Raw genomic sequence first — 26,543 nt, forward strand, 5'->3', positions numbered from 1 at the left:
GGCGGACCCCGGACGGGGTCCGCCCGCTCGGGCGTCGCGCGGTACCGCTCAGCGGTCCGCGGCGGCGGCCGCGCGCTCCATCACCGGCGCGTACAGGTGCGGCACGCTGGTGCTCAGCGCGCGCAGTGCGGCGGCGTGCGGCGCGAAGTCCGGGTGGGTGACGGCCGCGCGGAAGGACTCGGCGTCCGCCCACTCGGCGATGTTGACGTAGCTGCCGGGCTGCTCCATGTGGCGGACCAGCCGGTGGCGCAGGAATCCGGGGCGGTCGCGGAAGAAAGCGGAGGTCTCCTCGAAGAGCCGTTCGAACTCCTCGGGGGGACCGGTGACCGTGAACCGGTTGATGAAGGTGACCACGTGGTCCTCCGAGCCGTGGACATGTGCTGACCCCCCGACGCTTGCGCGCCCGGATCGAGCCGGACTCGAAGGCGGAGCGAGCGGGGCGTACGACGCTGTTCAGCACGTTTCCTCCACCCCTGGGAAGGACATCCATGGGATCCGAACACGCGATCCTCGCCGAGAACCTGTGCAAGCGGTACGGCGACGCCCCGGCCCTGAGCGGGTTCGACCTGCGGGTGCCCGAGGGCACCGTGCACGGGCTGCTCGGCCACAACGGCGCGGGCAAGACGACCGCGGTGCGCATCCTCTCCACGCTGGCCCGGCTCGACGAGGGCCGGGCCGAGGTCGCCGGCTTCGACGTGGTCCGCGACAGCGCGAAGGTACGGGCCCGGATCGGGCTGCTCGGGCAGTACGCGGCGGTCGACGAGGTACTCAGCGGCCGGCAGAACCTGGTGATGTTCGGCAGGCTGTACCACCTGGGAAAGCGGGCGGCGGCCGAGCGCGCGGAGGCGCTGCTGGCCCGGTTCGGGCTCGCCGGCGCGGGCGCCAAGCCCGTCAGGGACTACTCGGGCGGTATGCGGCGGCGTCTGGACCTCGCGGCCAGCCTCATCCTCGCGCCGCGCGTGCTCTTCCTCGACGAGCCGACGACGGGCCTGGACCCGCGCAGCCGCAACGAGGTGTGGGCCGCGGTGCGTTCGCTGGTCGAGGACGGCACCACCGTCCTGCTGACCACGCAGTACCTGGACGAGGCGGACCAGCTCGCCGACCGGATCTCGGTCATCGCGTCGCCGGCCGGTGCGGGCGGGCGGGTGATCGCCGAGGGCACCCCCGACGAGCTGAAGTCGGCGATCGGCGGCGACCGGATCGACGTCACGGTCCGCAACAGCGGTGACCTGGCCGCCGCGGCCGAGGTGCTCGGCCGTGTCACGGGCCGGGCCTGTGACACCGACCCGGAGAACCGGCGCGTGGACGCCCCGGTCCGCGACCGTGTCGCCGCCCTGACCGAGACAGTGCGCGCGCTCGGGGAGCGGGGGGTGGTGGCCGAGGACATCCAGCTGCGCCGCCCCACCCTGGACGAGGTGTTCCTGCACCTCACCGGTACGGACGGGAACGACGGCGGCGAGGCGGCGAGGGACGCGGCCCGTGCCGGGAACAGGGACGAGGTGACGGTGTGACCACCGCGACGACGCAGCCCACGGCCGGCACGGGCGGCGCCCGCTGGCTTCTCTCCGACTCCTGGGTCCTGACGGGGCGTTCGCTGGCCCACTGGGCCCGCAACCCCGCGCCGGTCGTCATCGGCCTGCTCTTCCCGATCATGATGGTGCTGATGTTCGGGTACCTGTTCGGCGGGGCGATGCAGGTGCCCGGGGGAGGCGACTACCGCGCCTTCCTGGTGCCCGGCATGTTCGCCATGACGATGGTCTTCGGCATCGAGGTGACGATGCTGGCCGTCATCAGCGACGCCGCCAGGGGCGTCACCGACCGGTTCCGCGCGATGCCCACCTCCTCCGCGGCGGTGGTGACCGGACGCAGCATCGCGGACATGCTCAACTCCGTGCTCGGCCTGACGGTGATGATCCTGTGCGGCCTGGCCGTCGGCTGGCGCGCGGAGAACGGCCTCGGCCGGGCGCTCGGCGCCGTCGGGCTGCTTCTGCTGCTGCGCTTCGCCCTGCTGTGGGTGGGCATCTACCTGGGGCTGGTCTTCACGGACACGGCCGCCGTCACCGCCGTGCAGACCCTGGTGTGGCCGCTGGGGTTCCTGTCGAACGCCTTCGTCTCGCCCGGCACCATGCCGGGCTGGCTCGCCGCGGTCTCCGAGTGGAATCCGCTGTCGGCGACGGTCACGGCCGCGCGGCGGCTGTTCGGCAACCCCGGCTGGGACACCGGGACCTGGGCGACGGATCAGGCCATTGTCATGGGCGTGGTGTGGCCGGTGATCATTATCGCGATCTTCTTCCCGCTGTCCGTGCGACGCTACCAGCGGCTCGGCCGCTGAAGCCGGCCACGCCGGCGAACGGAGAGGATCCACACGGGACATGGCAGTGATGACGGGCGTGACGGGCGCGCAGGCCGACGATCTCACACGGCGCGCGGTGCTCTTCGAGGCCGCCGACCCGCCGCGCGCCGGCACGGTGGTGTTCTGGGACCCGCCGGGCGGGCCGGCGCGGCCGGCGGACGGGGAGACGGGTGTCGTGGACGTCGTCACCGTCGCGGACGGCACGCCCGTCACCCGTACCGTCGCGGCCGTCCGGCTGCCGGTCGCCGACGCGCTGCCGGTGCTGGCCCGCGCCGCCCGGCCGGGCTCGGGGGCCCATCCGGCGGCCGCGTTCTGGGGCGTGGCGGCCGGCGTCGCCCTGCACCTGGCGGCCCGGGAGCGGCTGCTGCCCGGCGTCACACCGGGCGGCTACGACGCCTGGCGGACCGGCCCGCTGGATCTGGACGACGTGCGGCGGGTGCGGGAACTGGCCGGTGCCGCACCGCCCGAGGCGTACGCCGCCGCCCTGGCGGGCAGCAGGGGCGCCACCGTGCGGATGGCCGAACCGGAGGGCCTGGTCCGGGAGTTCCTGAACGCCGTCGCGGACACGCTGCCGCGCACGCCGGCGGCGCACGCGGCGACCGGCCGGGCGGCGTTCGCCGCCGTCGAGCCCCAGTACGTGCCCCGGTTGCGGGCCTGGGCGGAGGAGATCTCGGCGGGGCTCGACTCGGGGGTGCGGGTCTCCCTGCGGGTGGAGCTCGCGGGGGCCGGCGGCGGCCCGGACGGCGGGGGCTCCGGCGGCGACGGCGATCCCGACGCCCCGCCCGTGCTGCGTCTCGTGCCGCGCGCCCACAGCCTGGCCGACCCGACCCTGGCGCTCGACGCGGGCGAGCTGTTCGAGAGCGCCGACCACGCCCTGGGCCCGCGCGCCCAGGCCGACACCGTACGGGCCGTACGCCGCGCCACGAGCGTGTGGCAGCCGCTGGAGCGGCTGCTGCCCGTCCCGCGCGCCCTGGTCCTGTCCGACCGGGACGTCACCGATCTGCTGGACGAGGGCGCCGGCCGGCTGCGCGCCCACGGCATCGACGTGCTCTGGCCCGAGGACGCCCACCGCTCGCCGGCCGCCCGCGCCGTCCTCGGCGCCGGCCTCGCGCCGCCCGCCGACCTGCGCTCCTTCTTCCGCGGCGACGGCACCGTCGACCTGTGCTGGCGACTCGAACTCGACGGCGAACCGCTGACCGACGAGGAGCGGGCGGAGGTCGCCACGGGGCGGCCGGTCGTACGGCTGCGGGGGAACTGGACCCTGGTCGGGGCCGGCCTGGCCCGCAAGGCGCGCGAGCCGAAGGTGGCCTCGCTCACCGCGATCGAGGCGCTCGCCGTCGCACTGACGGGTCACGCGCGGGCCGGCACCGAGCAGGTGCCGGTGGCTCCCACCCCTTGGCTGCTGGCGCTGCGCGCCCGCCTCGCCGACCCGGACGGCGGCGGCGAACCCCTCCGGCAGCCCGCCGCGCTCGCCGCCACGTTGCGCGACTACCAGTTGCGCGGACTGCGCTGGCTGGATCGGATGACGTCGCTGGGCCTGGGCGGCTGCCTCGCCGACGACATGGGCCTGGGCAAGACCGTCCAGCTGATCGCGCTGCACCTGCTGCGCCAGGACCACGAGGACACGCGCGGTCCGACGCTCGTCGTCTGCCCCGCGTCGCTGATGGGCAACTGGCAGCGAGAGGTGGGCAGGTTCGCCCCCGGTACGGCCGTGCGCCGCTATCACGGCCCGGGGCGCGGCCTGGACGGCGCGGACGCCGGGTTCGTCCTGACCACGTACGGCACGATGCGGCTCGACGCGGACAGGCTCGCCGAGCACCGCTGGAGCATGGTCGTCGCCGACGAGGCCCAGCACGTGAAGAACCCCCACTCGGGCACCGCGAAGGCGCTGCGGCTGATCCCCGCCGACGCGAAGATCGCGCTCACCGGTACACCGGTCGAGAACGGCCTCTCCGAGCTGTGGGCGGTCCTGGACTGGACGACGCCCGGACTGCTCGGCGGATACGGCGAGTTCCGCCGCCGCTGGATGGCGCCCGTCGAGGCGGAGCGCGCCGAGGGCGCCGGGGAGCACTCCACGGCCCGGCGGCTGGCCGGGCTCGTCCGCCCGTTCCTGCTGCGCCGGCGCAAGTCCGACCCGGGGATCGCGCCGGAACTGCCGCCCAAGACCGAGACGGACCGGCCGGTCTCGCTCACCGACGAGCAGTCCGCCCTGTACCGCGGGCAGGTGAAGGAGGTGATGGCCCGGATCCGCGGCAGCGAGGGCATCACCCGCAACGGCCTGGTCCTGAAGCTGCTCACCGGGCTGAAGCAGATCTGCAACCATCCCGCCCAGTTCCTCAAGGAGGAGCACGCGGCGCTCACGGGGCGCTCCGGCAAGCTGGAGCTGCTCGACGAGCTCCTCGGCACGATCCTCGCCGAGGACGGGGCCGTGCTCGTGTTCACGCAGTACGTCGCCATGGCACGGCTGCTGGAGCGGCATCTGCGCGAGCGGGGCGTTCCCGCGCAGCTGCTGCACGGCGGCACGCCGGTGGCCCGGCGCGAGGAGCTGGTGCAGCGCTTCCAGGACGGCGAGGTACCGGTGTTCCTGCTGTCGCTGAAGGCGGCGGGCACCGGCCTGAACCTGACCCGGGCCGACCACGTCGTGCACTACGACCGCTGGTGGAACCCGGCGGTGGAGGCCCAGGCCACCGACCGTGCCTACCGCATCGGTCAGACCAGGCCCGTCCAGGTGCACCGGCTGATCGCCGAGGGGACCGTGGAGGACCGCATCGCCGCGCTGCTGGAGTCGAAGAAGGAGCTGGCGGACGCGGTTCTCGGCACCGGCGAGCAGGGGCTGACGGAGCTGACCGACGACGAGCTGGCCGGCCTGGTCGAGCTGAGGAGCGAGTGATGGCCGAAGCACACGACAGAGGTGCCCGGGGCTTTCCCGCCTTCGCCGCCCGCAAGGGCGGCCGCGCCCGCGGCCAGTCGTTCTGGGCCAGGGCCTGGACCGGGGCCGTGGAGGACACCTGGCCGGAGGAGGAGCCGCTGAAGAAGGGGCGGGCCTTCGCCCGCACCGGGCGGATCGGCCCGATCGCCGTCAGCCCGGGGCGGATCTCGGCGCAGGTGTACGGGGGTGAGGACGCGTACACGACCGTGGTGACGCTGCGGGAACTGGACGACCAGGAGTGGGACCTGCTGTGGGAGAAGACCGCGGGCCGGCCGGCCGGGACGGAGGCCCTGCTGGCGGGTGAGCTCCCGGAGGACATCCTGGAGGCAGGGGAGGACGCCCGGCTGGGCCTGCTGCCCGGGTACGGCGATCTGGACGCGGACTGCGACTGCGACGCCCTCGACCATCCGTGTCCGCATGCCACGGCCCTGTGCTACCAGGTGTCGTGGCTGCTGGACGCGGACCCGTGGCTGCTGCTGCTGGTTCGGGGCAGGGACGCCGGCGAGGCCGTGGAGGAGCTGAAGGCCGAGCTGCTGCTGCGCGCCATGACGGACCTGGACGGCACGGACGACACGGACGACACGGAAGGCGGAACAGGGGAATCCGGGGAATCCGGGGAATCCGGCACCGTGGCGGACGGCCCGCTGCCCGGGGTGGACCCGGTCGCCGCGTGGGCCCGGGGCCCCTCGACGCTGCCCGCCCTGCCGCCGCTGCCCGCCGCGCCGGCCGGTACCGGCGAGCCGGTCACGGGCATCGAGGCCGACCCGCTGGAGCAGCTGGTCGCCGACGCGGCCGTGCGGGCCCGGTCCCTGCTGGCGTACGCCCTGGGGCTGACCACCGAGCCGGCGCCGCCCCTCGACCTGTGGCAGGACACCGTACGCATCGCCGCCGTCCACCCGGATCCCAGGGTCGCGCAGCGGCTGCGCGAGACCTGCGGCAGGCCGCCGCAGGAGCTGGACCGCGCGGTCTCAGCCTGGCGCGCCGGCGGGGCGGCGGGGCTGGAGGTACTGGAGCACACCTGGTCGCCGTCCGCGCAGGAGACGGCCCGGGCGCGGGCCGCGCTCTTCGCGGGCGGGCAGGCGGAGGGGCTGCCGGACCTGGAGGTCCGGGACAACCACTGGACGTCCGCCGCGCAGGGCGTCCAGCTGCGCCTGGGACGGGACGGGCGGTGGTACCCCTACCGCCGCCGCCCGGACGGGTGGTGGCCGGCCGGGCCGCCGCACAGCGACCCCTCGGACGTGCTCGTGGAGCTGGCCGACGGCTGAGACAGCCGCACACCGGGGCCCCGTCACCAGGATGGTGACGGGGCCCACGCGTGCCACGGCCCCCTTCCCGTGGTTCCGCGCGCGGTGCGTGTGCGCGGTGCGTGTGCGCGGTGCAGCGGTAATCCATCGATGCTCCAGACCGCGCCAGCATGATCGGGACCGACGGTGCGGAACGCGTAGCGACGGGAAACGGGGAGGGGCCTTGAGCGTCAGCGCAGGCAGGGTGCCCGGGACGTCCGCGGGCATCACGGCACGCCGCCACACCCTGCTCGACGGCCTCCTCGGACAGGCGGGACGGGCTCCGCACGCGACGGCGCTGGTGTGGCGGGACGAGGAGATCAGCTACGGGGCGCTGCTGCACCGCGCGGCGCGCGAGCGCGACCGCCTGGCACGCCTGCCGGGCGACGCGCCGGTGGCCGTTCCGGCCGAGAAGTCACCCGCGACCATCGCCCTGGTCCTGGCCTGCCTGCTGGAGCGGCGGCCGGTGCTGCTGCCCGCCGTCACACTCGGGCAGGACGCCCTGGACCGGCTGTACGAACAGGCCGGGGCAACGGAGGTGCTGCGGCCGTGCGAGCCTGCCGGGCCCCCGGACGCGGGCACCCCGGCGCCCCCCGCGCCTGCCACCGGCCTCCCGGCCCTGCTGCTCACCACCTCCGGCTCCACCGGACTGCCGAAGATCGTCCCGCTCGGCGCGCGAGCCGTCGACGCCTTCACCGGCTGGGCGGCCGGCGCCTTCGGCATCGGCCCGGACACGGTGGTGCTCAACTACGCGCCGCTCAACTTCGATCTGTGCCTGCTCGACGTCTGGGCCACCCTCGCCCACGGCGGCCGCGTCGTCCTCGTCGACCCCGACCACGCCCTGGACGGCCCGCGCCTGCTCGGCCTCCTGCTGCGCCACCGGGTCGAGGTCGTGCAGGCCGTACCCATGTTCTTCCGGCTGCTCGCCGACGCCGCGGACGGCGCCGGGACGGTCCTGCCCCACGTGCGGCACGCCATGTTCACCGGCGACGCCGTCCCCGGGCCGCTGCTCGCCCGGCTGCCCGCTCTGCTGCCCGCCGCCCGGCTGCACAACGTCTACGGGTGCACCGAGACCAACGACAGCTTCGTGCACGAGGTGTCCGCCGCGGAGGCGGCGGGCGGCGGCCCGCTGCCGCTGGGCCGGCCGCTGCCGGGCGTCGACACGCTCGTCGTCACGGCCCGGGGGGTCCTGCCGGACGGCCCCGGCACCGGTGAACTGCTCGTCTCCACACCGTTCCAGACGCGCGGCTACCTGGGAGCCGCGGCCGCCGCGCAGGTCTTCGTGCCGCATCCCGCGCACGACGACGGCCGGCGCTACTTCCGCACCGGCGACCTGGTCCGCCGGCGGGCGGACGGCTCCCTCGTCCTCGAGGGGCGCACCGACTTCCAGGTCAAGACGCGCGGGGTACGGGTCAACGCCCAGGAGGTGGAGCACGTCCTGCTCGGCCACGGCGAGGTCACCGAGGCCGCCGTCCTGGCCCTGCCCGACCCGGTGGCCGGACGGCTGCTCCACGCGGTCGTACGGCGTGCGCCTGGGTCGGCCCTCAACAGCCTGGCGCTGCGCGGGCATCTCGCCCGCCGGCTGCCCCGGGCGGCGGTCCCCTCCAGCCTGCGGATCGTCGACGCCCCGCTGCCCAGGACCTCCACCGGCAAGGTCGACCGCGACCGGGTCGCTTCCGCCCACTTCACCAAGGAGAACTGACATGCAGTACGCCCAGGCCGTCAGGGAGTTCATCGTCGCGGAGTTCCTGCCGGACGTGCCCGCGGACGAGCTGGCCGACGACCTCGACCTCATGGCGGGCGGTGTCATCGACAGCCTCGGGCTGCTCAAGGTGATCGCCTGGCTGGAGGACCGCTACGGCGTCGACACGGACGCGGTCGACCTCGACCCGGAGGCCTTCACCTCCGTCGCGGCGATCGCCGCGTTCCTCGCGGACGCACCGCGCGAGCACGCGGGGGCCGCGTAGTCATGCACGAGGCCGTCGTCTCGCTCATCGGCCGGGACCGTCCCGTGGAGCTCCCGGTGTGGCGGTCCTTCTGGGACGACCTGCACACCGGTGACCTGCGCCGCGGCGAGGCCACGGCACTGCTCGCCTCCCTGTCCACCCGGATGCCCGACCGGGCCACCCTGGGCGCGCTCCTGGACTCGCTGGCCGAGCGCCGGCCGGCCCGCCCGGCGGACGCGTTCGCCGGCGCGGTCAACATCGTCGGCACCGGTGGGGGTCCGCGTACCTTCAACATCTCCACGGCGGCCGCCTTCGTGGCCGCGGCGATGGGCGTCAGGGTCGTCAAGACCGGCTCCCGGGCCTGGACCAGCGGCTGCGGCTCCCTCGACCTGCTCCAGCGGCTCGGCATCGAGCCGGCCACGTCGTACGAGCACGCTCAGGACGCCCTGCGGCGCCACGGCATCGCCTTCGCCGGGACCTTCGTGTACCCGGCGGAGATCGCGCTGCTCGCCCGGGCCGTCGTACCGCTGGACATGCGCCGGCTGGGGCCGGTCGTCAACACGCTCGGCCCGTTCCTGGCCGACGTGCCGGTGCGCGCGCAGGTGACCGGGGTGTCCCGTCCCGAGGCGCTGCGGATGCTGCGTCACGCGGCCGGGCGCGTCTCACGCGCCACGGGCCGTACGGTGTGGCTGGCCGACAACGACGCCGGCGCCGACGAGCTGCTCCCCTTCACCGTCAACCGGGTGCTGGTGTACGAGTCGGGCGGCGAGGACGAGTTCACGCTCTCTCCCGGGGCGCTGGGACTGGGCGCCGGCCGCATGGCGGACCTGGCCCCGGCCGAGGCCGGGGTGCGGGGTGCCGCGGACCTCTTCGTGGACGTGCTGTCGGGCCGCGGTGGCCCGGCGGCGACGCAGACCGTCTGCCTCAACGCCGCCGGGCTCGCGGTCGCGGGCCGGCTGACCGGCGACTGGCACGAGGCGCTGCGCGCCGCGCACGCCACGCTGCACGACGGCTCGGCGCTCGCGCTGGTCGACCGGCTGCGGACCCGGGAGGCGGCCCATGCCTGAAGGTCCCCTGACCGTCGCCCCCGGGCCGGCGTGCGTACCCACTCCCCCGCCCCTGTCGGGACTGGCCCCGGCCGCGGTGCCGGGCGTGGCGGCGCTGTGCCTGGCGTCCTGCCGCGACGGGGCCGACGCGCCCCCGCCGTCCGCTGCGCCGGCCCCGCGTCCCGGGTTCTTCACCCGGCGGCGGCCCGGGCGGCCGGGGCTGGCGGTGTTCGTCAACGCCGGCGACCCGCCGCTCGCACGGCTGCCGGAACTCGCCGCGACGCTCGACGACAGCGACGTCGACTGCCTCGAACTGGCCGTGCCGTTCCCCGGCTCGGTCACCGACGGTCCCGTGATCCGCCGTTCCGCGGACCGGGCGCTGGCCGGCGGGGTGACCTGCGAGGCCGTGCTCGCCGCGGTGGCGGCCGTCCGGCCCGGGTTGCGCCGGCTGCGGATCGCCCTCCTCGCCGACTGGAGCCACACCGTCCGGGACCGTGACCTGGGCGACTTCGCCCGCGCCGTCGCCGGCGCCGGCTGTGACGGACTGCTGCTGCACGGACTGCCGCCCCGGCTGCGGACCGCCCACTACGAGGCCGCCCGCCTGGCCGGGCTGCCGCTGGTCGCCACCTGCTACGCCGTGTCCGGCCCGGCCACCGTGGCCGAAGCCGCCGCACACGCTTCCGCCTACCTGTACCTGGTCGCCCACTACGGCCGCAGCGGCACCACCGCCGCACCGGACCGTGACCGGCTCGCCGGGACGCTCGCCACGCTGCGCGCCGCCACTCGCGCGCCGGTCGCCGTCGGCTTCGGCATCCGTACCCGGGCCGACATCGCCGCGCTGGAGGAGCTGGGCGCGGACGCCGCCGTCGTCGGCAGTGCCGGCGTGGCCCGCATCGAACAGGCCCTGACCCGACGGCGCGACCCCGTGGAGGAGTTCGCCTCCTTCGTGGCGGAACTGCGCCGCCCGATCACCCCGCACCGTACCGACGAAGGATGGGACAGATGATCGTTCGCAGGCTCGACAGTGTCCGCTGCGTCGACTGGGGCAACGGCCTCAGCCGCCGCTTCCTCACCGAGTCGGACGGCCTGGGCTACACCGTCACCGACACCATCGTGCGGGCCGGTACCAAGTCACGGCTGGAGTACCGCCGTCACCTGGAGGCCTGCTACTGCATCGAGGGGAGCGGCGAGATCGTCGACATGAGCGGCGACTCCCACCCCATCACCCCGGGCACCCTCTACGCCCTCGACCAGCACGACGCGCACTGGCTGGTCGCCGACCCGGACCAGGACCTGCGCCTGGTGTGCATGTTCACCCCGGCGCTGCGCGGCGACGAGAGCCACAACCTCGACGCGTCCGGCTTCTCCCAGTACTGATGACCACGTGGACCGACGACCAGCGGCGTCTGCGCGACGCTCTGGCTCCGCTGCTGGACAAGCTCAACGCCGGACACCTCCAGCGTGACGCCGACGCCGCCTTCCCCCGTGCGCAGTGGGACCTGCTGCGCACGACGGGAATCCTGGGCCTGCCCTTCGAGGAGCGGTGGGGCGGCCTCGCGCAGGACCTGCTGACCACGATGTACGTCCTGGAAGGCCTGGGCCGGGGCTGCCGCGACACGGGGCTGAACTTCTCCGTCTGCAGCCACCTGGTCAGTACCGGGGTGCCCCTGCACCGTTTCGGATCGCAGCGGCTGAAGGAGCGGTACCTGCCCGGGCTGTGCTCCGGCGACCTGATCGGGGCCCACGCGATCAGCGAACCCGACAGCGGTTCGGACGCGCTGGCGATGCGGACCCGGGCCGAACGGGACGGTGACCACTTCGTCCTCACCGGCGGCAAGGCCTTCGTCAGCAACGGCCCCGTCGCCGACGTGATCACCGTGTACGCCCGCACCAGCGACCGTCCCGGACCGCTGAGCGTCACCGCGTTCCTCGTCGACCGCGACACGCCGGGCCTGTCCGTGGGGCGGCCGGTCGCGAAGATGGGGCTGCGCACCTCTCCGCTGTGCGAGCTGTACTTCGACGAGTGCCGGGTCCCGGCCGCACAGGTCGTCGGCCGTCCCGGCGGCGGCTTCCTGGTCCTGGACCACGTGATGCGCTGGGAGATCCTGTGCTCCTTCGTCATCAACGCCGGGGAGATGCGCGACCGCGTCGAGCGGTGCGCGGAGTACGCCCGCACCCGTACCCAGTTCGGGCAGCCGATCGGCTCCTACCAGGCGGTGTCCCACAAGATCGTGGACATGGAGATCGGGGTGGAGACCGCCCGGCACTGGCTGTACGCGGCCGCCCGCAAGATGGCCGCCGGGGAGAACGTCACCCGCGACATCGCGATCGCCAAACTCGTCACCAGCGAGGCCAACGTCGCCTCCGCGCTCGCCGCCGTGCAGATCTTCGGCGGCAACGGCTACATGGCCGAGTACGGCATCGAGAAGGAGCTGCGCAACGCGGTGGCCGGGACCATCTACTCGGGCACCTCCGAGATCCAGCGCAACCGCCTAGCCTCGCTGCTCGGCCTCTGAGCCCCGACACCCGACGGAAGCGGAACACACCACCATGACCGCCCTGGCAGCAACCGAGTTCATCGACCACCACAGCCCCGAGGTGCAGGAGTTCGTCCACCGGGCCCTGCCGGCCACCGCGGCCACCCCGACCGAGCGGGCGGTGGCCCTCTACCACGCCGTACGGGACGGCATCCGCTACGAGGTCTACGGCGCCGACCTCTCCCGCGAGGGCCTGCGCGCCAGCCGGGTCGTGCGCGCCGGCTCCGGGATGTGCCTGCACAAGTCGGTGCTGTACGCGGCCGCCCTGCGCTCCCTCGGCATCCCGGCCCGCCTGGTCCTGACCGACGTGCGCAACCATCTCGCGTCCGAACGGCTCAAGCGGCTGCTGGGCGGGGACGTGTTCCACCAGCACGGCCTGACCGCGCTCCGGCTGGACGGCCGGTGGGTGAGGGCCACCCCGGTCTTCAACAAGACCCTGTGCCGTCTGTACCGGATGGCACCTCTCGACTTCGACGGCACCGCCGACAGTCTCCATCACCCCTTCGACCTGGAGGGCCGGCGCCAGATGGAGTTCCTGCGCGAGCACGGCGAGTTCGACGAGTTCCCCTACGACCTCGTGATCGCCGGCCTGCGGGCCGCGCACCCACGGCTGTTCGAGGGCGAGGCGGCACGGTTCACGGACGGCTCGCTCGAGCGCGAGGCGGCGGCCTAGTGCTGGTCAAGTTCTGCGGGGCCACGACCGGCGCCGAGGTGCGGGGCGTCGCCGCGGCGGGCGGGGACCTGGTCGGACTGTGGCACGGCGTCCCGGGCGGGCGCGCCGACCTGTCAGCGCGGCGGCTGGCGGAGCTGGCCGCCGAGGCGCGGGCCACGGGACGGCTGGAGGCCGTCCTGGTCACCTTCGGCTCCGACGCCGAGGCGCTGGCCCCGCTCACCGGCGGTGCCGGGCCGTCGTGGATCCAGCTGCACGGATACCAGCCGCCGGCCATGGTGCGTGCGCTGCGCGCGCTCGTCCCGGGCGACGTACGCATCGTCAAGGTCCTGCACGTGCGGGGCGAGCGCTGTGTGGAGGCGCCGCTGATCGGCGCGTACGAACGGGCCGGCACGGACTGCTTCCTCCTCGACGCGGTCACCGCCGGCGGGCGGGTCGGCAGCACCGCGGTGAGCCTGGACGCCGCCGCGGTGACGGCGCTGGCCGACCGCATGGCACGTCCCTTCCTACTCGCGGGCGGCCTGCGCGCGGACAACCGGGACCGGTTCGCCGGCGCCGTCGCCCACCCCCGTTTCCTCGGCATCGACGTGGACTCCGCCGCGCGGGGCGGGGACGGGCTGCTCGACCCGGCCGGCGCGGCGGCCGTCACCCGTGCCTGGAGGCCTCGCCCGACGCACGACGGAACGCCGGACGCGCCTCACGGGACCGTGCCCGCGACGGCGCCGGGAGGGACGCGATGAGCGGTGCCGGAGACTTCGCCGGGGCGCTGCGGTCCGCCGCGCGTCCGGTGATCATGGAGGTCAAGCGGCGGTCCGCGGGCGGCGCCGACCTCCTGGGCCCGCGCACGGTGGCCGAGGTCGTCGCCCGGTACGAGGAGGCCGGGGCGCCGTGCGTCTCGGTGGTCACGGGCCGCTGGTTCGGCGGGAGCGAGGAGCTGCTGGGCGAGGTCGCCGCGCTCACCTCCCTGCCGCTGCTGCGCAAGGACTTCGTCACCAGCCGGCGGCAGCTGGAGCGCAGCCGTGCACTCGGCGCCCGCGCGGTCCTGCTGACCGTGAAGCTGCTGCCCGCCGACGTCCTGGCGCGGCTGGTGGACCATGCGCTCGGCCTCGGGCTGACCCCGTTCGTGGAGATCGCCGACGCGGCGGAGGCGGCCTCCGTTCCGCGGGCGGAGGAGTGCGTGGTCGCCGTCAACAACAAGGACATCACCACCCGTGAGCGGTCGCCCGGCGACCTCGGCCGCAGCAGCGGTCTGCTGGCCCCCGTCCTGGGCACCGGCACCCGCTGCGCGGTCAGCGCGAGCGGTATCGCCGACCCCGCCGACGCGGCACGGCTGCTCGACTCCGGCTTCCACGGCCTGCTCATCGGGACCGGGCTGCTGCGCGCGCCGAGCCCGGAGCAGTGGTGCGCGGCCCTGGACGCCGCACGTGGGCGCCCCCCGTCCGGCCCGGGTGCCACGCGGTCCGCGTGAGCGGCAGCCCGGCCCCCTCGGGGCCCCGACGGGGCCGGGCCCGTCGGGGGCCGGGCGGGTGGTCAGGCGCGGCAGCCGGTCAGGCGCGGCGGGCTGTCAGGCGCGGCGGGTGCGCGCCGGGGCGCGACGGCCCCGCGCCGTGCGACCCCACGGCTTGTACACGGAGATCACCGCCGCGGCCGTGAGCAGGGCGAACAGCAGCGGCACACTCCACACCAGGAAGTCGGCGGGCCAGCCGGGACGCGGCGGAGCGCCGCCCGCCTCCGCGGTGTTCTCGCTGGCCCGCATGACGATCGGGTGGATGACGAACCACGCGAAGATCGTCATGAAGAGGGTGATGACCCACTTGGCGACGATCCACCAGTGCAGCAGCAGTCCCCACGCCGTGCCGCAGGACAGCAGGATGCCGGAGAGGGCGGCGGTGATGCTGAACACCGTGACGGCGGTGTCGTCGAACACGTACATCGCGTAGTACACGCCCTTGGCGACCGCCGCGTCGTCCGTGGTGTACCCCATGAGGGCCAGGACGGCCATGGACAGCGACAGGCCGACCCAGCCGACGGACGTGACGACGTGGATCGCCAGGGTGAGTCTGCGCACCCGGCGGCTGAGTTCGAATCGCTTGTTCTTCTTGCGGTCCTTCCCGGCCGTCTGGTTGCTGGTGTTCCCGGGCGCGGTCGTGCCCTCGGTGTGCCGGCGTTCGGCGCTCTGGGGAGCGGACAAAACGCAGCCTCGCCTTCGTCCTCGGAGGAGTGGATAGCCGAACCGATGGTTCCGTGTGCCGCTCGAGGCGGGCTGGAGGCGGTCCACCGCCTCTCCGGGCATCCTCCAGCGCCGTTCCCGACGCTGGGCAGCATTCAACCGGCCAACGAACTCGTGGAGCAGGCGTGACAGTTCTGGTGACAGGCGCAACAGGATCGGTCGGCCGTCATGTGGTCGAGGGGCTCGTGGCCGCGGGTGTCCCGGTGCGGGCGCTGACGCGCGCTCCGGCCACCGCCGGCCTGCCGAAGGCCGTCGAGGTCTTCGAAGGCGACCTCACCCGCCCCGAGACGCTGCGCGCGGCGCTGCACGGCGTGGACGGTCTCTATCTCTTCCCGGTCCCGGAGACGGCCCGCGAGGTCGTCGCCGCGGCCAAGGACGCCGGCGTGCGCCGTATCGTCGTCTTGTCGTCCTCCTCCGTCCTCGACGAGTCCGGCGACAACCACAGCGGTGAGTACCACCGTGCCGTGGAGCGTGCCGTGGAGGAGTCCGGCATCGCCTGGACGTTCGTCCGTCCCGACGAGTTCGCCGCGAACGTCCTGTGGAAGTGGCGGCACTCGATCCGCACCGAGGGTGTGGTGCGCGCCCCCTACGGGGACGCCCCGCGCGTCCTCGTGCACGAGGCGGACGTGGCCGCCGTGGCGGTGGCCGCGCTGCTGGAGGACGGGCACACGGGCCAGGCGTACGTGCTCACCGGCCCCGAGGCGATCACCCAGGCCGAGCAGGTGCGGGCGATCGCCCGGGCGCTGGGGCGTGAGATCGCGTTCGAGGAGATCACCCCCGACGAGGCACGGGTGCTGATGGGTCGGGCGATGCCCGCGCCGGTCGTGGAGATGGTGCTCGGTTATCTGGCCGACGCCGTCGTGCACCCGCCCGCGGTCGTGGACACCGTCGAGCACGTCACGGGCGTGCCCGCCCGGACCTTCGCCCAGTGGGCCGTCGACCACGCCGGCGACTTCGCGGCCGGACCCGAGGAGCGGGCCGCGTGAGCGCCGAAGCGGGCACCGCGCTGGACAGCGCCAGGGTCAGCATGACGGGCAGCGGCGAGCCCGAGGAGCGCTTGGTCACCGTCCGCGAGGCGGTCCCCTCCGCGGGCCGCGGCAAGGTCGTGGTGCGTGTCGAGGCGGCGGGCGTGTCCTTCGCCGAGGTGCAGATGCTCCGGCATCTGCACCCCTTCCCGCCGCGCTTCCCCTTCGTGCCCGGCTACGACCTGGTGGGACGGATCACCGAGATCGGCGAGGGCGTCACCGGCTGGCGGGTGGGCGACCGCATCGCCGCCATGCCCCGCTACGGGGCCTGGGCCCAGTACGTGGAGACACCGGCCAGGAACCTGGCCCCGGTGCCCGGGGAACTGGACGCCGCCGAGGCCGTCGCGCTGGTCACCAACGGGGTGACCGCCTGTCAGATGCTGGACCGGCTGACCGCCCTGGCACCGGGCGACACCGTCCTGGTGCACGGGGCGAGCGGCGGCGTGGGCTCGTTGCTCACCCAGCTCGCGGTGCACCGGGGACTGCGGGTCATCGGCACGGCGTCGCCGGCCAAGCACGCGGCGGTACGCGCGCTGGGCGCCGAGCCCCTCGACTACCGCGCTCCCGACCTGCGGTCGGCGGTGCGCCGGCTGGCGCCGGGGGGCGTGCACGCGGTCTTCGACCACATCGGCGGCCGGGGCCTGGACGAGGGCTGGGCGATGCTGGCCGAGGGAGGCACGCTGGTGTCCTTCGACTCGTCCGTCGCCGGATACCGGCCGGGGCAGTGGTTCCGGCCGCACGTCCCGGCGCTGCTGCGTACGGGCCGGCGCTTCGTGGCCCGCCTGCTGGGGCTGACCGGCGGGCGCCGGATGACGATGTACTACGTCAAGCCGGGCCCCGCCTTCAACACCGCCCTGAGCACGCTGTACGGGCTGCTGGCCGAGGGCCGGCTGAAGCCGGGGATCGCGGAGCGGCACCCGCTGGACGGGGCGGCCGCCGCCCTGCGGCAGCTGCTCGACGGGCGCTCCGTCGGCAAGCACGTCCTCGTCCCCTGACCTCTGCCCCCCGTGAAACCGCCGATCACCTCCTCCCCCGGCGGATCACCTCCCGACCACCGAGAAGGAAGTCACCATGTCCACCACGCTGACCGAGCGGTCCGTCCAGGAGCGCAACAAGGAGATCGCACTCGACTGCGCCGCCGCCTGGAACCGCTGGGATCTGGACGGCATCGTCAGGCACTGGTCCCCGGACATCCGGCACTTCTCCGAGGACCGCGAGGTCGGCACCGAGCAGATGACCGCCGCGATGCGGGGCGGTCTGGCCGCCTTCCCCGACCTCCACCTGGACGTGCGCAGCGCCGTCTCCGAGGGCGACCGGGTGATCCTGCGCATCACCGTGACGGCCACCCACCTGGGCGAGTTCCTCGGCAAGGCCCCGACGGGCAGGAAGGTCACCTGGTTCATGCTGGAGGAGCTGCGCTTCGACGACGCGGGCCGGATCATCGAGCACTACGACGTCTTCAACTACCTGCCCATGCTCAAGGAGCTGGAGTTCGTCCCGGCGGACGTGCTGTGAGCACCGGCACGCTCACGAACGGGCCGGCCGAGGTCGCCGACGGGGTGTACGCCTTCGTGCAGCCCGACGGCGGCTGGTGCCTGAACAACGCGGGCCTGGTCGTCGGCGACGGGGGCGGCAGCGTGCTCGTCGACACCGCGGCGACCGAGACGCGGGCGCGGCGGCTGCGCGCCGAGGTGCTGCGCCGTACCCCGACGCCGCCGCGCACGCTGGTCAACACGCACTTCCACGGCGACCACACGTTCGGCAACCACCTCTTCCCTGAGGCCGTGGTCGTCGCGCACGAGCGCACGCGTTCCGACATGGCGGCGGCGGGGCTGCACCTGACGTCGCTGTGGCCGGACGTGTGCTGGGGCGACATCGAACTGGCGCTGCCCGAGGTCACCTTCCGCGACACGCTCACCCTGCACGCCGGCGGTGTGCGGGTGGAGCTGCTGCATCTCGGCCCGGCCGCGCACACCACCAACGACACCGTGGTGTGGCTGCCCGAGCAGCGGGTGCTGTTCACCGGCGACCTGGTGATGTCCGGGGTCACGCCGTTCTGTGTGATGGGGTCGGTCAGCGGCTCCCTGGACGCCCTGGAGCGCATGCGCCGGCTGGACCCGCTGGTGGTCGTGCCCGGCCACGGCCCGGTCGGCGGCACCGAGGCGCTCGACGCCGACGCGGCCTATTTCCGCTGGCTGCAGGAGCTGGCACGGCAGGGGGTGGCGGAGGGGATGACCCCGCTGGAGCTGGCCCGCGCCACCGGCCCCGGTCCCTTCGCGGAACTGCTGGACGCCGAACGGCTGGTGCCGAACCTGCACCGGGCCTACGCGGAGGAGCACGGAGCGGCCCCGGGGCAGGCGCTGGACGTTCCGGCGCTGTTCCCGGAGATGACCGCGTACCACGGCGGACTGCCGGTCTGCCGGGCCTAGGGGAACGCACGGGTGAGGGGCGGAAACCGCTGTCGCAGCGGTTTCCGCCCCTCACCCGTGGGGGAGGTCGGACGGTCACACGTCGACGCTCTTCAGGAACGTCGCGAACGTCTGCAGCCCCGGGTGCTCGGCACGCAGCGCGGCGATGTCCGCGCGGTAGCCGTGCTCCTGGAACCACTCGAACATCAAGGCGATCTCGGGGGCGTTGGGGATGTACGGGTCGGCCGCCACCGCGTCGAGCGGCAGCTCCTCGAACCTGGCCGGCAGCCCGCTGCGGGCCGCGAACGCCCCGGCGACCTCCGCGGCCGTCAGCTCGTCACCCGCCAGCTCGACCGCCCGGCCCAGGTACTCCTGCGGCCGGTCGAAGGCCTGTGCCGCGAAGTAGCCGATGTCGTCCACGGCGATGAACTGCACCCGGGTGTCCGGCTTCAGTGCCAGCCGCACCACCAGCGTCCCCTCGACGTTCTGCGGGCCGTGGGCGGCGAAGTTGTCCATGAAGAACGCCGGGCGCAGCACCGTCGTCGGCACGCCCAGTTCCTCCAGGTACCGCTCGATGTGCCGCTTGGAGTCGAAGTGCGGGACACCGCTGTGCCGTTCGGCCCCGCCCACCGAGCTGTACACGACGTGGGCGACCCCGGCGGCCTTCGCCGCCCGGGCCACCGCCCGGCCCTGCCTGACCTCGCCGCCCAGGCCGAGCGGCGTCATGAAGTTCTGCACCGAGAAGACCCCGTGCACCCCCTGCATGGCCGCCCGCAGCGACGCCTCGTCGTTCAGGTCCCCGGTGATCAGCCGCACGCCGAGCGCGGCGAGCGCTCGGGCCCCCTCCGACTGCGGGTCGCGCACCAGCGCGGCCGTGTCCCGGCCGCGCCGCAGCAGTTCCCGCGCGGTGGCGCCGCCCTGCAGACCGGTCGCCCCGATCACCAGGACCGGGTCGTTCGCGTCGGTCGTCGTCATGTCGTACGCCTTTCTCAGCCGAACAGCGCGGCGTTGGCGGCCGCCCAGGCCCGGTAGGGACGGGGGTCTCGGCCGGTGAGGTCCTTCACCGCCGTGGTGGGCGTGGCCCAGGGCACCTGGGGGCTGTGCAGCGCGGCCACGTTGGTGACGGCCGCCGGGCGGTCGCCGGTGATGCCCGCGAAGACCTCCACGACCTCCTCCTGCGGCGCGACGGAGAAGCTCAGCGCCCGGCCGAGGACGTCACCGAGGATGAGGGCCTGCTCCTCGGAGGTGAGGACCTCGCCGCCGGTCAGCAGGTAGGCCCTGCCGCGGTGGCCGTCCCGCGTGAGCGCGGCGACGGCGCAGGAGGCGATGTCGTACTCGTCGATGGGCGCGCCGGGGTTGTTGCCGATCCAGCAGCGCACCGAGCCGCTCTCGCGGACGGTCCTGGTCCACCACGAGGTGTTGGCGTGGAAGGGGCCGGGCCGCAGGAACGTGGTGGCGGCACCGGACGCGGTGATCGCCTCCTCCCCGGCCCGGTGCTCTTCGGCGATGCCGTGGGGCAGCGGGTGCAGCACACCCGCCGACGAGAGGAACACGATGTGCTCGACCTGCGCTTCGGCGGCGGCCTCGGCGACGTTGCGGGCCTCCCCCGCGACGTCGCCGGAGAGCACGACCAGCGCCGCGGTGACACCCGTGAAGGCGGTCTTCAGGGACCCGGGGTCGGCCGGGCTGCCGGCCACCACGTCGACCCCCCCGGGCAGGCCGGCCTCCTCGGGCCTGCGACTCAGGGCCCTGACCTCGAGGCCGAGGCCGATGAGCTGCTCGATGGCCTCGCGGCCGACCTTGCCCGTCGCTCCGGTGACCAGGATCATGGGTCAGGCCCTCCACCCCTGCGGCTCCGGCCACGGCGAGCCGAGCTGGCGGTAGGTGCCCTGGTAGTCGGGCCAGTCCCGGTGATCGCGGATCTTGCCGTCGACGAAGCGGATGAGGTGGATCTGCTCGCCGGAGAAGCGGCGGCCGGTCGGCGCCATGCCGACCAGGTCCCCCACGTGGCGCCCGTACAGGACGAGGTTCGCCCGCACCCAGTCGCCGCGCTCCTCCAGCTGCACCTCCTCCAGACGTGCCTCCTCGGAGAACGTCATGCGCAGCCACTTGACGGCCATCGCGAAGGAATCGGGACCGCGCAGGTCCATGTGCTCCATCGTCGCCGGGTTGAGGTATTCCGGATGAATGTACTCCGCGACATCCTCGGTATTTCCGGTGTTGTATGCCTCGATCATGCGGCGCACGGCAGCAGTCTGACTACTCATAGGATTCCCTCCACGGCAGCCTCCAAGGGCGGCGGCTACCGTCATGATTCTGAATGCCGCCACGCGGGCCGGGCAAGGGAAGTATTTCCGACTCCCTTTTCCCTCCAGGCAGATGAGGGGTCGCCGTCCACCGGTTCTCCATGAGTTCTCCAGCTGCGTGCGTGGCGGAAACCCCAGCATGGGCGCATGGACACGGACACAGCGACCTACAAGACCGAAGTCACCGCCGCCTTCAACGGGGCCGCGGCGACCTACGACCGGCTGGGGGTGGAGTTCTTCACCCCGATGGGCGGGCGGCTGGTGGAGTTCGCCGCCCCGCGCCCCGGCCAGCGGCTTCTGGACGTCGGCTGCGGCCTGGGCGCCACCCTGCTGCCGGCGGCGCGGCTGGTGGGCCCGGACGGCAGTGCGCTCGGCATCGACATCGCCGAGGCGATGATCGAGGAGGCCGCCGGCGAGGCGGCGCGGCAGGGCATGGGCAACGTCGAACTGCGGGTGATGGACGGCGAGCACCCGGATCTGCCCGCCCGCTCCTTCGACCTGGTGCTCGGCAGCTACAGCGTGATCTTCCTGCCGGACGCGCGGGCCGCGCTCGCCCGCTATGCCGCACTGCTGCGCGACGGCGGCCGCATCGCCTTCACCAGCCCGGTGTTCACCCGGGACACCTTCCCCTTCCTGCCGCCGCTGTTCACGGACCTGATCCCGATGTCCCTGCTGCGCCATCTGCCGCCCGCCTGGCACCCGGAGCAGCTCCACCGGCAGCTGCACTCCTGGCTGGAGGACCCGGCGGACCTGACGGCCGCGCTGCGCACGGCCGGCTTCGACGACGTCCGTGTCGTGGACGAGCCGGTGGACATGACGGCCCGCTCCGGACAGGCGTGGGTCGACTGGTCGCACACGCAGGGCATGCGCCTGCTGTGGCAGCATCTGCCGGCCGACGAGGCGGCCTCCTTGCGCGCCCGCCTCGTCACGGCGCTGGACGCCCTGCGCGGCGACGACGGCCTGGTGCACATCGACGTCCCGGTCCGTTACGTCACGGCGGGGGTCGCCCGCTGATCTCCGGCACCCGGCGCCGGGACCGGCCCCGCCGAACGCGTCGGCGCGCCGTTCGCCGGCCGTGCCCCACGCGGACGACGGGGGCACCACCGCGCCAGGCGGTGGTGCCCCCGTCATCCGCCGGATCCGTTCATCCCGGCATCGCCGACGCCCACGGCGTCACGTCACGGACAGCGCCCCGTCGACCGCGAGGACCGTCCCGTTGGCGTAGGCGGCCTCCGGACGCGTCAGCTGCACGATCCACCAGGCGATGTCCTCCGGCCGGCCGACCCTGCCCGCCGGGATCCGCCGCGCCGTCTCGCCGAGGAACGCCTCGTACGCCTCCGGCGGCATACCGGCGCGCACCCCGACGCCGGTGTCGACGACGCCCGGCGCGATCCCCACGGACCGGATGCCGCGCGGGGCGAGTTCCACGGCCCAGGTGCGGGTGAGGAAGTCGAGGGCGACCTTGGCCATGCCGTACACGGAGTTCTCCGGCCACGCCCGGCGGCCGAGCGAGCCCGCCGAGCTGACGTTGACCACGACTCCGCCGGTGGCCTCCAGCGCGTCCAGCGCCCGCTGCGTCAGGAACACCGGGGCGATCAGGTTGGTGCCGAGCTGGGCGCGGACCGACGCGCGGTCCAGACCCTCGAGCGAGGCGAATCCGGTGACGGCCGCGTTGTTCACCAGGACATCGAGGCGACCGAATTCCCGCAGGGCCGTCGTGACAATGAGCTCCGGCGCCTCCTGGTCGTGAATGTCAGCCGCCAGAAAACGAATGCGGTCATGACCGTCCGCGCATTCCTTGAGTGTCGACTCGCTGCGCCCGACGACGAGAACATGCGCTCCGCTCTCGGCGAATGCCCGGGCGGTCGCCGCACCGATTCCCGTGCCACCGCCCGTGACGATGACGGCCTTTTCCACTGGACTCGTCACCGCGGCCTCACGAGCACAGCGCGACGTTGACACCGCGGATGACGGCCTGCTCGGCCTCCGGCCCGAAGTCCTTGTCGCCGATCGTGAACGACAGCTGCACCCGGGCGCTCAGGTCGCGGGTGGTGGCCGCGAAGGTGGCGTAGCCGGGGATGCCGGCGCCGTGGCCCCACAGGTCGAGGTCGTCGTCGTTCTCGAGCTTCATGATGCCCAGGCCGTAGCCGATGCCCATCGGCAGGTTCTCGATCATCTCGGGCGGCAGCGGCGTGGTCATCTCGGTGAACTCCGGCTCGTTCAGCAGCTTGCCGCTGAACAGCGCGGTGAAGAACGTGTCCAGGTCGGCGGTGGTGGAGATGATCTCGCCCGCGCAGCCGGCCTCGGAGGGGTTCATGAGCGTCACGTCGACGGGCTCGCCGCCGATCTGCATGTAGCCGCGGGCGTGCGGCCCCGGGATGTTCGGGTCGTCGCCCGGCAGCACGGTCTCCCTGAGCCCCAGCGGCTCCAGGATGCGCTCGGTGATCTCCTCGCGGTACGAGCGGCCGGTCACCTTCTTGATGAGCAGGCCGATGACGAAGTAGTTGGTGTTGCAGTACGCGAACCTGGCGCCGGGCTCGAACTCAAGCGGCTTGGCGGCCGCGATGGCGATCAGGTCCTCGGGCTCGTAGTGCTTGTAGCGGTCACGCAGGAAGCGGTCGCCCGGCTTCTGGAACGAGTCCATGTAGTTGTACAGCCCGCTGGTGTGCTGCATCAGGTTGCGGATGGTGATCTTCTCGCCCTGGGGCAGCAGACCCGGCAGGTAGCTCTCGACACTGCGGTCGAGGTCGATCCTGCCCTCGGCGGCCAGCTGCAGCACCACGACGGCCACGAACGGCTTGGTGATGCAGGAGATGCGGAAGCGGCCGTCGGGCGGGACGGGGCGGTTGGTGCCCAGTTCCGCGATGCCGGACGTCACCACGAAGGACTCCTCCCCCCGGGCGACCCGGAACTGGACGCCTGCGGCCCCGGCCTCGACGAGCCGGTCAGCGGCGCCCTGGACGGCCTGCTGGAGAGCCGAGACCCCCGGTCGGGCGATCGTCGTCTGCGTCATGTCGGGAAACCCCCATGGGATGGCAGTCGGTTGGTGCGGCGGTGTGCGGGGAGGTACGGCGGTGTCGCGCCCGTCCCCGCGTAGGGATGGGCAGAGGCTGACCCGCCCGGGTGGAGGGGCGGCCGGGTGGCGGTGGAGTCGTGCTCAGGCAAGGTCGTCGCGCGTGACCGTGCGGGCGGACACCCGCAGCTCGCCGTCCCGGCGCAGCAGGACGTCGTCGCACACGCACACGCGGTGCACCCGGGACTCGCCGCCGACCTGCGAGGCGTACACGATCGCGTAGGAGCGGACGGCGACGGCACCGTCGTTCCGCGGCCGGACGTCGAGCATGCCGATGAAGTGACGGTGGCGCTGCCCGGCCGCGGCGAGCTCGGCCGCGGCACGGGTGGTCGCCGCGACGAGGCCGGCCCGGCCGCGCACCGGCTCGGGCAGGGTGGGCACGGCGAACGTCGCGTCCTCGGTGAACGTGTGCGCCCACCGCTCGGCCTCGCCGAGGTCGAGCAGCTGCATCTGGTGCGCGTAGAACTGCTGGACCTCCGCGTGCAACGGGGCGGACCAGGTGGGGGTCTGCCCGAGCTCGGGTGCGATCGTCATGGCGTCTCCGTTCGGTCGATTCAGCCGCCCGTCACCCTGCACGGGCCTGGTCGCACGCGATTGGAGAACGCCTCGAACCGCCGCCGGCGGCGCTCCGCGGCGTCGTCCGCAGCGGGATCGAGCGGCCTTCCGTCCGACCTCTAGCGGCGCGGGACACGGTCGGAGTCACCACGGCGACTGGAAGGAAACCGATGACGACAACGACGAAGCCCGTCGCCCTCGTTACGGGCGGGACGAGCGGGATCGGCCTGGAGGTGGTCCGGGAACTGGGCCGGCGCGGCCACCGTGTCTTCCTGTGCTCGAGGAACGGGCAGCAGGTCAAGCAGACGGTCCAGGACCTGCGCGAGGAGGGTCTGGAGGTCGACGGCATCGCCGCCGACGTCCGCTCCCGCGACTCGGTCGCCCGGCTGGTCGCCGCCGCCGTCGGGACCTACGGCCCCATCAGCGTCCTGGTCAACAACGCCGGCCGCAGTGGCGGCGGCCCGACCGCCGGCATCACCGACGAGCTGTGGCACGACGTCATCGACACCAACCTCAACAGCGTCTTCCTCGTCACCCGCGAGGTCCTCAACAACGGTGGCCTGACCGGCGCTTCGCACGGCCGCGTCATCAACATCGCCTCCACCGCCGGCAAGCAGGGCGTCCTGCTCGGCGCCCCCTACAGCGCCTCCAAGCACGGCGTCGTCGGCTTCACCAAGGCCCTCGGCAAGGAACTCGCCCCGGCCGGGATCACCGTCAACGCCGTCTGCCCCGGCTACGTCGAGACGCCCATGGCCCAGCGCGTGCGCCAGGGCTACGCCGCCGCCTGGGAAACCACCGAGGAGCAGGTCCAGGAGCAGTTCGAGGCGAAGATCCCCCTCGGCCGCTACTCCACGCCCCAGGAGGTCGCCGGACTCGTCGGCTACCTCGCCTCCGAGACCGCCGCCTCCATCACCGCGCAGGCCCTCAACGTCTGCGGCGGACTCGGCAACTTCTGACCGCGGGTCCGCAGTCCCCCGGTCCAGGCCTCCACCAGAGAAGGGACACTTGAGGTGTCGGCTGAACAGGTGCACCGCACATCGCACGACGTGGAGATCGCCGCGCCCGCGGCGGTCGTCCACGGGTTGATCTCGGACACGGTGCAGTGGCCGCTGTTCTTCCCGCCGAACGTGCATGTGGAACGGCTGGAGTTCGACGGGACGAACGAGCGGCTGCGCATGTGGGCGACCGCCAACGGCCAGGTCAAGTCATGGACCTCGCGCCGCCGGCTGGACCCGGCCGGGAAGCGTGTCGACTTCCGCCAGGAGGTCCCGGCCGCCCCGCTGACGGGTATGGGCGGCACGTGGATCGTCGAGCCGCGGGCGGAGAAGGCGTGCCGGCTGGTCCTGCTGCACGACTTCACGGTGGACGGCGGCCGGGCCGAGCACGTCGAGTGGGCCGGCCGGGCAACGGACACCAACAGCCGGGCGGAGCTCGGCCGTATCAAGGACCTGGCGGAGCGGTGGGCGCGGCTCGATCAGCTCGTGCTGTCCTTCGAGGACAGTGTGCGGGTCGAGGCCCCGGCCGAACCGGTCTACGACTTCCTCTACCGGGTCGCGGACTGGCCGCGGCTCGTCCCGCACGTCGTCCGGCTGGACCTGACCGAGGACACTCCCGGCGTGCAGGTGATGGCCATGGACACCCGCACCGCGGACGGGGCCACCCACACCACCGAGTCCGTTCGCGTCTGCTTCCCCGAGGCGGGCCGCATCGTCTACAAGCAGACCGCCACGCCGGCGCTGATGCAGTCCCACACCGGCCGCTGGACCGTCGTGCCGGACGAGTCGGGTGTCACCGTCACCTCCCAGCACGGCGTCATCCTGCGGGAAGAGGCCGTCAAGCCCGTCCTGGGCGAGGACGCCACCCTGGAGCAGGCCCGCCGCTACGTACGCCAGGCGCTCGGCCGCAACTCCACCGCCACCCTCAACCTGGCCAAGCAGCACGCGGAATCAGCGCTGCCGGCCCGGTGACCGCGCGCAGGCGGGTCGCCCCCGCCTGCGCCGCGCCCCTCCCGCCGGCCTGCCGACGAGGAGAGGGCGGCCGCCGGGCGGCCGCGAACCGCTCGCCCGGACCCGGTCGACCGCCTCGCCGCACCGGCTCCACCGGTGTCCGCCGCCGCGTCGGGCCGCTCGCGACGGCGGCGGCCCTCACCGTCCCCGGGACCCGGCGCGGGTGCGTGCAACGC

Annotated in this window: 28 protein-coding genes; 20 read left to right on the top strand and 8 right to left on the bottom strand. The window is 73.7% G+C overall.

The window, feature by feature from the left end:
• Nucleotides 1-48: 48 nt before the first annotated feature.
• Nucleotides 49-354 (bottom strand): antibiotic biosynthesis monooxygenase family protein, encoded by a 306-nt coding sequence (locus ACFW6P_RS30335; RefSeq protein ID WP_386425520.1) that lies wholly within the window; start codon nt 352-354, stop codon nt 49-51.
• Between the two features lie 134 nt (nt 355-488).
• Here ACFW6P_RS30335 and ACFW6P_RS30340 point away from each other — a divergent pair, with 134 nt between their 5' ends.
• The 13 genes from ACFW6P_RS30340 to ACFW6P_RS30400 all read left to right on the top strand — a co-directional run bounded on the left by ACFW6P_RS30340 (nt 489) and on the right by ACFW6P_RS30400 (nt 14,232).
• A complete protein-coding gene (locus ACFW6P_RS30340) occupies nt 489-1,511 on the top strand; it encodes an ATP-binding cassette domain-containing protein (RefSeq protein WP_386359656.1) in 1,023 nt (340 codons plus the stop codon).
• Entirely contained in the window at nt 1,508-2,332 is an 825-nt protein-coding gene (locus tag ACFW6P_RS30345; RefSeq protein ID WP_386359654.1) for an ABC transporter permease, read from the top strand. Before ACFW6P_RS30340 ends, ACFW6P_RS30345 begins: the two co-directional genes overlap by 4 nt.
• Nucleotides 2,333-2,372: 40 nt before the next feature.
• Nucleotides 2,373-5,243, top strand: coding sequence for a DEAD/DEAH box helicase (locus ACFW6P_RS30350; protein WP_386359652.1), 2,871 nt, complete (start codon nt 2,373-2,375; stop codon nt 5,241-5,243).
• Nucleotides 5,243-6,547 (top strand): hypothetical protein, encoded by a 1,305-nt coding sequence (locus tag ACFW6P_RS30355; RefSeq protein WP_386359650.1) that lies wholly within the window; start codon nt 5,243-5,245, stop codon nt 6,545-6,547. Before ACFW6P_RS30350 ends, ACFW6P_RS30355 begins: the two co-directional genes overlap by 1 nt.
• A gap of 202 nt (nt 6,548-6,749) precedes the next feature.
• A complete protein-coding gene (locus ACFW6P_RS30360) occupies nt 6,750-8,267 on the top strand; it encodes an AMP-binding protein (protein WP_386359648.1) in 1,518 nt (505 codons plus the stop codon).
• A gap of 1 nt (nt 8,268) precedes the next feature.
• Entirely contained in the window at nt 8,269-8,532 is a 264-nt protein-coding gene (locus tag ACFW6P_RS30365) for an acyl carrier protein (protein ID WP_386359646.1), read from the top strand.
• Nucleotides 8,533-8,534: 2 nt separating this feature from the next.
• Nucleotides 8,535-9,578: an anthranilate phosphoribosyltransferase gene (locus ACFW6P_RS30370; RefSeq protein ID WP_386359644.1), complete on the top strand. Its 1,044-nt coding sequence runs from the start codon at nt 8,535-8,537 to the stop codon at nt 9,576-9,578.
• On the top strand, nt 9,571-10,563 hold the full coding sequence (gene trpA, locus ACFW6P_RS30375) for a tryptophan synthase subunit alpha (protein WP_386359642.1): 993 nt from the start codon (nt 9,571-9,573) through the stop codon (nt 10,561-10,563). The genes ACFW6P_RS30370 and trpA overlap by 8 nt, the downstream gene beginning before the upstream one ends.
• On the top strand, nt 10,560-10,934 hold the full coding sequence (locus ACFW6P_RS30380; protein ID WP_386359640.1) for an ectoine synthase: 375 nt from the start codon (nt 10,560-10,562) through the stop codon (nt 10,932-10,934). The genes trpA and ACFW6P_RS30380 overlap by 4 nt, the downstream gene beginning before the upstream one ends.
• Nucleotides 10,934-12,073, top strand: coding sequence for an acyl-CoA dehydrogenase family protein (locus ACFW6P_RS30385; RefSeq protein WP_386359638.1), 1,140 nt, complete (start codon nt 10,934-10,936; stop codon nt 12,071-12,073). Before ACFW6P_RS30380 ends, ACFW6P_RS30385 begins: the two co-directional genes overlap by 1 nt.
• A gap of 34 nt (nt 12,074-12,107) precedes the next feature.
• Nucleotides 12,108-12,767 carry a transglutaminase family protein gene (locus ACFW6P_RS30390; protein WP_386359636.1) on the top strand — a complete coding sequence of 220 codons (660 nt, stop codon included), beginning with the start codon at nt 12,108-12,110 and terminating at the stop codon, nt 12,765-12,767.
• The gene (locus tag ACFW6P_RS30395) at nt 12,767-13,504 is read left to right on the top strand and encodes an N-(5'-phosphoribosyl)anthranilate isomerase (RefSeq protein WP_386359634.1); all 738 of its coding nucleotides are present in this window, start codon (nt 12,767-12,769) and stop codon (nt 13,502-13,504) included. Before ACFW6P_RS30390 ends, ACFW6P_RS30395 begins: the two co-directional genes overlap by 1 nt.
• Nucleotides 13,501-14,232: an indole-3-glycerol-phosphate synthase gene (locus tag ACFW6P_RS30400; protein WP_386359633.1), complete on the top strand. Its 732-nt coding sequence runs from the start codon at nt 13,501-13,503 to the stop codon at nt 14,230-14,232. Before ACFW6P_RS30395 ends, ACFW6P_RS30400 begins: the two co-directional genes overlap by 4 nt.
• Before the next feature lie 96 nt (nt 14,233-14,328).
• On the opposite strand, the gene ACFW6P_RS30405 is transcribed toward ACFW6P_RS30400, so the two are convergent.
• On the bottom strand, nt 14,329-14,955 hold the full coding sequence (locus ACFW6P_RS30405; RefSeq protein ID WP_386359631.1) for a DUF2269 domain-containing protein: 627 nt from the start codon (nt 14,953-14,955) through the stop codon (nt 14,329-14,331).
• Nucleotides 14,956-15,119: 164 nt separating this feature from the next.
• On the opposite strand from ACFW6P_RS30405, the gene ACFW6P_RS30410 reads away from it, so the two are divergent.
• The 4 genes from ACFW6P_RS30410 (at nt 15,120) to ACFW6P_RS30425 (ending at nt 18,448) form a co-directional block, all read left to right on the top strand.
• Complete coding sequence (locus ACFW6P_RS30410; RefSeq protein WP_386359629.1) at nt 15,120-15,980, top strand: NAD(P)H-binding protein; 861 nt, start codon at nt 15,120-15,122, stop codon at nt 15,978-15,980.
• Nucleotides 15,977-17,014: a zinc-binding dehydrogenase gene (locus ACFW6P_RS30415; RefSeq protein ID WP_386359628.1), complete on the top strand. Its 1,038-nt coding sequence runs from the start codon at nt 15,977-15,979 to the stop codon at nt 17,012-17,014. Before ACFW6P_RS30410 ends, ACFW6P_RS30415 begins: the two co-directional genes overlap by 4 nt.
• A 76-nt stretch (nt 17,015-17,090) precedes the next feature.
• Complete coding sequence (locus tag ACFW6P_RS30420) at nt 17,091-17,534, top strand: ester cyclase (protein ID WP_386359627.1); 444 nt, start codon at nt 17,091-17,093, stop codon at nt 17,532-17,534.
• Nucleotides 17,531-18,448, top strand: a complete 918-nt coding sequence (locus tag ACFW6P_RS30425) for an MBL fold metallo-hydrolase (protein ID WP_386359626.1) — start codon at nt 17,531-17,533, stop codon at nt 18,446-18,448. Before ACFW6P_RS30420 ends, ACFW6P_RS30425 begins: the two co-directional genes overlap by 4 nt.
• A 75-nt stretch (nt 18,449-18,523) precedes the next feature.
• Here the strand turns inward: ACFW6P_RS30425 and ACFW6P_RS30430 are convergent, their stop codons facing one another.
• From ACFW6P_RS30430 to ACFW6P_RS30440, 3 genes are read right to left on the bottom strand one after another with little or no spacing between them, the layout of a single operon-like run.
• On the bottom strand, nt 18,524-19,402 hold the full coding sequence (locus ACFW6P_RS30430; protein ID WP_386360038.1) for an NmrA/HSCARG family protein: 879 nt from the start codon (nt 19,400-19,402) through the stop codon (nt 18,524-18,526).
• 14 nt (nt 19,403-19,416) lie between these two features.
• Entirely contained in the window at nt 19,417-20,256 is an 840-nt protein-coding gene (locus ACFW6P_RS30435) for an SDR family oxidoreductase (RefSeq protein ID WP_386360036.1), read from the bottom strand.
• A 3-nt stretch (nt 20,257-20,259) separates the two neighbouring features.
• The gene (locus ACFW6P_RS30440; RefSeq protein WP_386360033.1) at nt 20,260-20,694 is read right to left on the bottom strand and encodes a SnoaL/DnrD family polyketide biosynthesis methyl ester cyclase; all 435 of its coding nucleotides are present in this window, start codon (nt 20,692-20,694) and stop codon (nt 20,260-20,262) included.
• 186 nt (nt 20,695-20,880) lie between these two features.
• On the opposite strand from ACFW6P_RS30440, the gene ACFW6P_RS30445 reads away from it, so the two are divergent.
• The gene (locus tag ACFW6P_RS30445; RefSeq protein ID WP_386360030.1) at nt 20,881-21,747 is read left to right on the top strand and encodes a class I SAM-dependent methyltransferase; all 867 of its coding nucleotides are present in this window, start codon (nt 20,881-20,883) and stop codon (nt 21,745-21,747) included.
• 159 nt (nt 21,748-21,906) lie between these two features.
• On the opposite strand, the gene ACFW6P_RS30450 is transcribed toward ACFW6P_RS30445, so the two are convergent.
• The 3 genes from ACFW6P_RS30450 to ACFW6P_RS30460 form a co-directional block, all read right to left on the bottom strand.
• Nucleotides 21,907-22,695: an SDR family NAD(P)-dependent oxidoreductase gene (locus ACFW6P_RS30450; RefSeq protein WP_386425525.1), complete on the bottom strand. Its 789-nt coding sequence runs from the start codon at nt 22,693-22,695 to the stop codon at nt 21,907-21,909.
• Entirely contained in the window at nt 22,670-23,746 is a 1,077-nt protein-coding gene (locus ACFW6P_RS30455; RefSeq protein WP_386360028.1) for a serine hydrolase domain-containing protein, read from the bottom strand. The genes ACFW6P_RS30450 and ACFW6P_RS30455 overlap by 26 nt, the downstream gene beginning before the upstream one ends.
• Nucleotides 23,747-23,890: 144 nt before the next feature.
• Nucleotides 23,891-24,340 (bottom strand): nuclear transport factor 2 family protein, encoded by a 450-nt coding sequence (locus ACFW6P_RS30460; protein WP_386360025.1) that lies wholly within the window; start codon nt 24,338-24,340, stop codon nt 23,891-23,893.
• 191 nt (nt 24,341-24,531) lie between these two features.
• Here ACFW6P_RS30460 and fabG point away from each other — a divergent pair, with 191 nt between their 5' ends.
• Both fabG and ACFW6P_RS30470 read left to right on the top strand, forming a co-directional pair.
• Nucleotides 24,532-25,317 carry a 3-oxoacyl-ACP reductase FabG gene (gene fabG / locus ACFW6P_RS30465; RefSeq protein ID WP_386360022.1) on the top strand — a complete coding sequence of 262 codons (786 nt, stop codon included), beginning with the start codon at nt 24,532-24,534 and terminating at the stop codon, nt 25,315-25,317.
• A gap of 54 nt (nt 25,318-25,371) precedes the next feature.
• The gene (locus ACFW6P_RS30470) at nt 25,372-26,328 is read left to right on the top strand and encodes an aromatase/cyclase (protein ID WP_386360019.1); all 957 of its coding nucleotides are present in this window, start codon (nt 25,372-25,374) and stop codon (nt 26,326-26,328) included.
• The last annotated feature ends 215 nt before the right edge of the window (nt 26,329-26,543 follow it).

It is taken from the genome of Streptomyces sp. NPDC058741, from assembly GCF_042746715.1.
Taxonomy (GTDB): Bacteria; Actinomycetota; Actinomycetes; order Streptomycetales; family Streptomycetaceae; genus Streptomyces.

Excerpts from the sequence above, each read along its gene's own strand:
- ACFW6P_RS30340 (WP_386359656.1), top strand. The coding sequence starts at position 489 with ATGGGATCCGAACACGCGATCCTCGCCGAGAACCTGTGCAAGCGGTAC.
- ACFW6P_RS30350 (WP_386359652.1), top strand. The coding sequence starts at position 2,373 with ATGGCAGTGATGACGGGCGTGACGGGCGCGCAGGCCGACGATCTCACA.
- ACFW6P_RS30355 (WP_386359650.1), top strand. The coding sequence starts at position 5,243 with ATGGCCGAAGCACACGACAGAGGTGCCCGGGGCTTTCCCGCCTTCGCC.
- ACFW6P_RS30365 (WP_386359646.1), top strand. The coding sequence starts at position 8,269 with ATGCAGTACGCCCAGGCCGTCAGGGAGTTCATCGTCGCGGAGTTCCTG.
- ACFW6P_RS30370 (WP_386359644.1), top strand. The coding sequence starts at position 8,535 with ATGCACGAGGCCGTCGTCTCGCTCATCGGCCGGGACCGTCCCGTGGAG.
- trpA (WP_386359642.1), top strand. The coding sequence starts at position 9,571 with ATGCCTGAAGGTCCCCTGACCGTCGCCCCCGGGCCGGCGTGCGTACCC.
- ACFW6P_RS30380 (WP_386359640.1), top strand. The coding sequence starts at position 10,560 with ATGATCGTTCGCAGGCTCGACAGTGTCCGCTGCGTCGACTGGGGCAAC.
- ACFW6P_RS30385 (WP_386359638.1), top strand. The coding sequence starts at position 10,934 with ATGACCACGTGGACCGACGACCAGCGGCGTCTGCGCGACGCTCTGGCT.
- ACFW6P_RS30390 (WP_386359636.1), top strand. The coding sequence starts at position 12,108 with ATGACCGCCCTGGCAGCAACCGAGTTCATCGACCACCACAGCCCCGAG.
- ACFW6P_RS30400 (WP_386359633.1), top strand. The coding sequence starts at position 13,501 with ATGAGCGGTGCCGGAGACTTCGCCGGGGCGCTGCGGTCCGCCGCGCGT.
- ACFW6P_RS30420 (WP_386359627.1), top strand. The coding sequence starts at position 17,091 with ATGTCCACCACGCTGACCGAGCGGTCCGTCCAGGAGCGCAACAAGGAG.
- ACFW6P_RS30430 (WP_386360038.1), bottom strand. The coding sequence starts at position 19,402 with ATGACGACGACCGACGCGAACGACCCGGTCCTGGTGATCGGGGCGACC.
- ACFW6P_RS30435 (WP_386360036.1), bottom strand. The coding sequence starts at position 20,256 with ATGATCCTGGTCACCGGAGCGACGGGCAAGGTCGGCCGCGAGGCCATC.
- ACFW6P_RS30440 (WP_386360033.1), bottom strand. The coding sequence starts at position 20,694 with ATGAGTAGTCAGACTGCTGCCGTGCGCCGCATGATCGAGGCATACAAC.
- ACFW6P_RS30445 (WP_386360030.1), top strand. The coding sequence starts at position 20,881 with ATGGACACGGACACAGCGACCTACAAGACCGAAGTCACCGCCGCCTTC.
- ACFW6P_RS30455 (WP_386360028.1), bottom strand. The coding sequence starts at position 23,746 with ATGACGCAGACGACGATCGCCCGACCGGGGGTCTCGGCTCTCCAGCAG.
- ACFW6P_RS30460 (WP_386360025.1), bottom strand. The coding sequence starts at position 24,340 with ATGACGATCGCACCCGAGCTCGGGCAGACCCCCACCTGGTCCGCCCCG.
- fabG (WP_386360022.1), top strand. The coding sequence starts at position 24,532 with ATGACGACAACGACGAAGCCCGTCGCCCTCGTTACGGGCGGGACGAGC.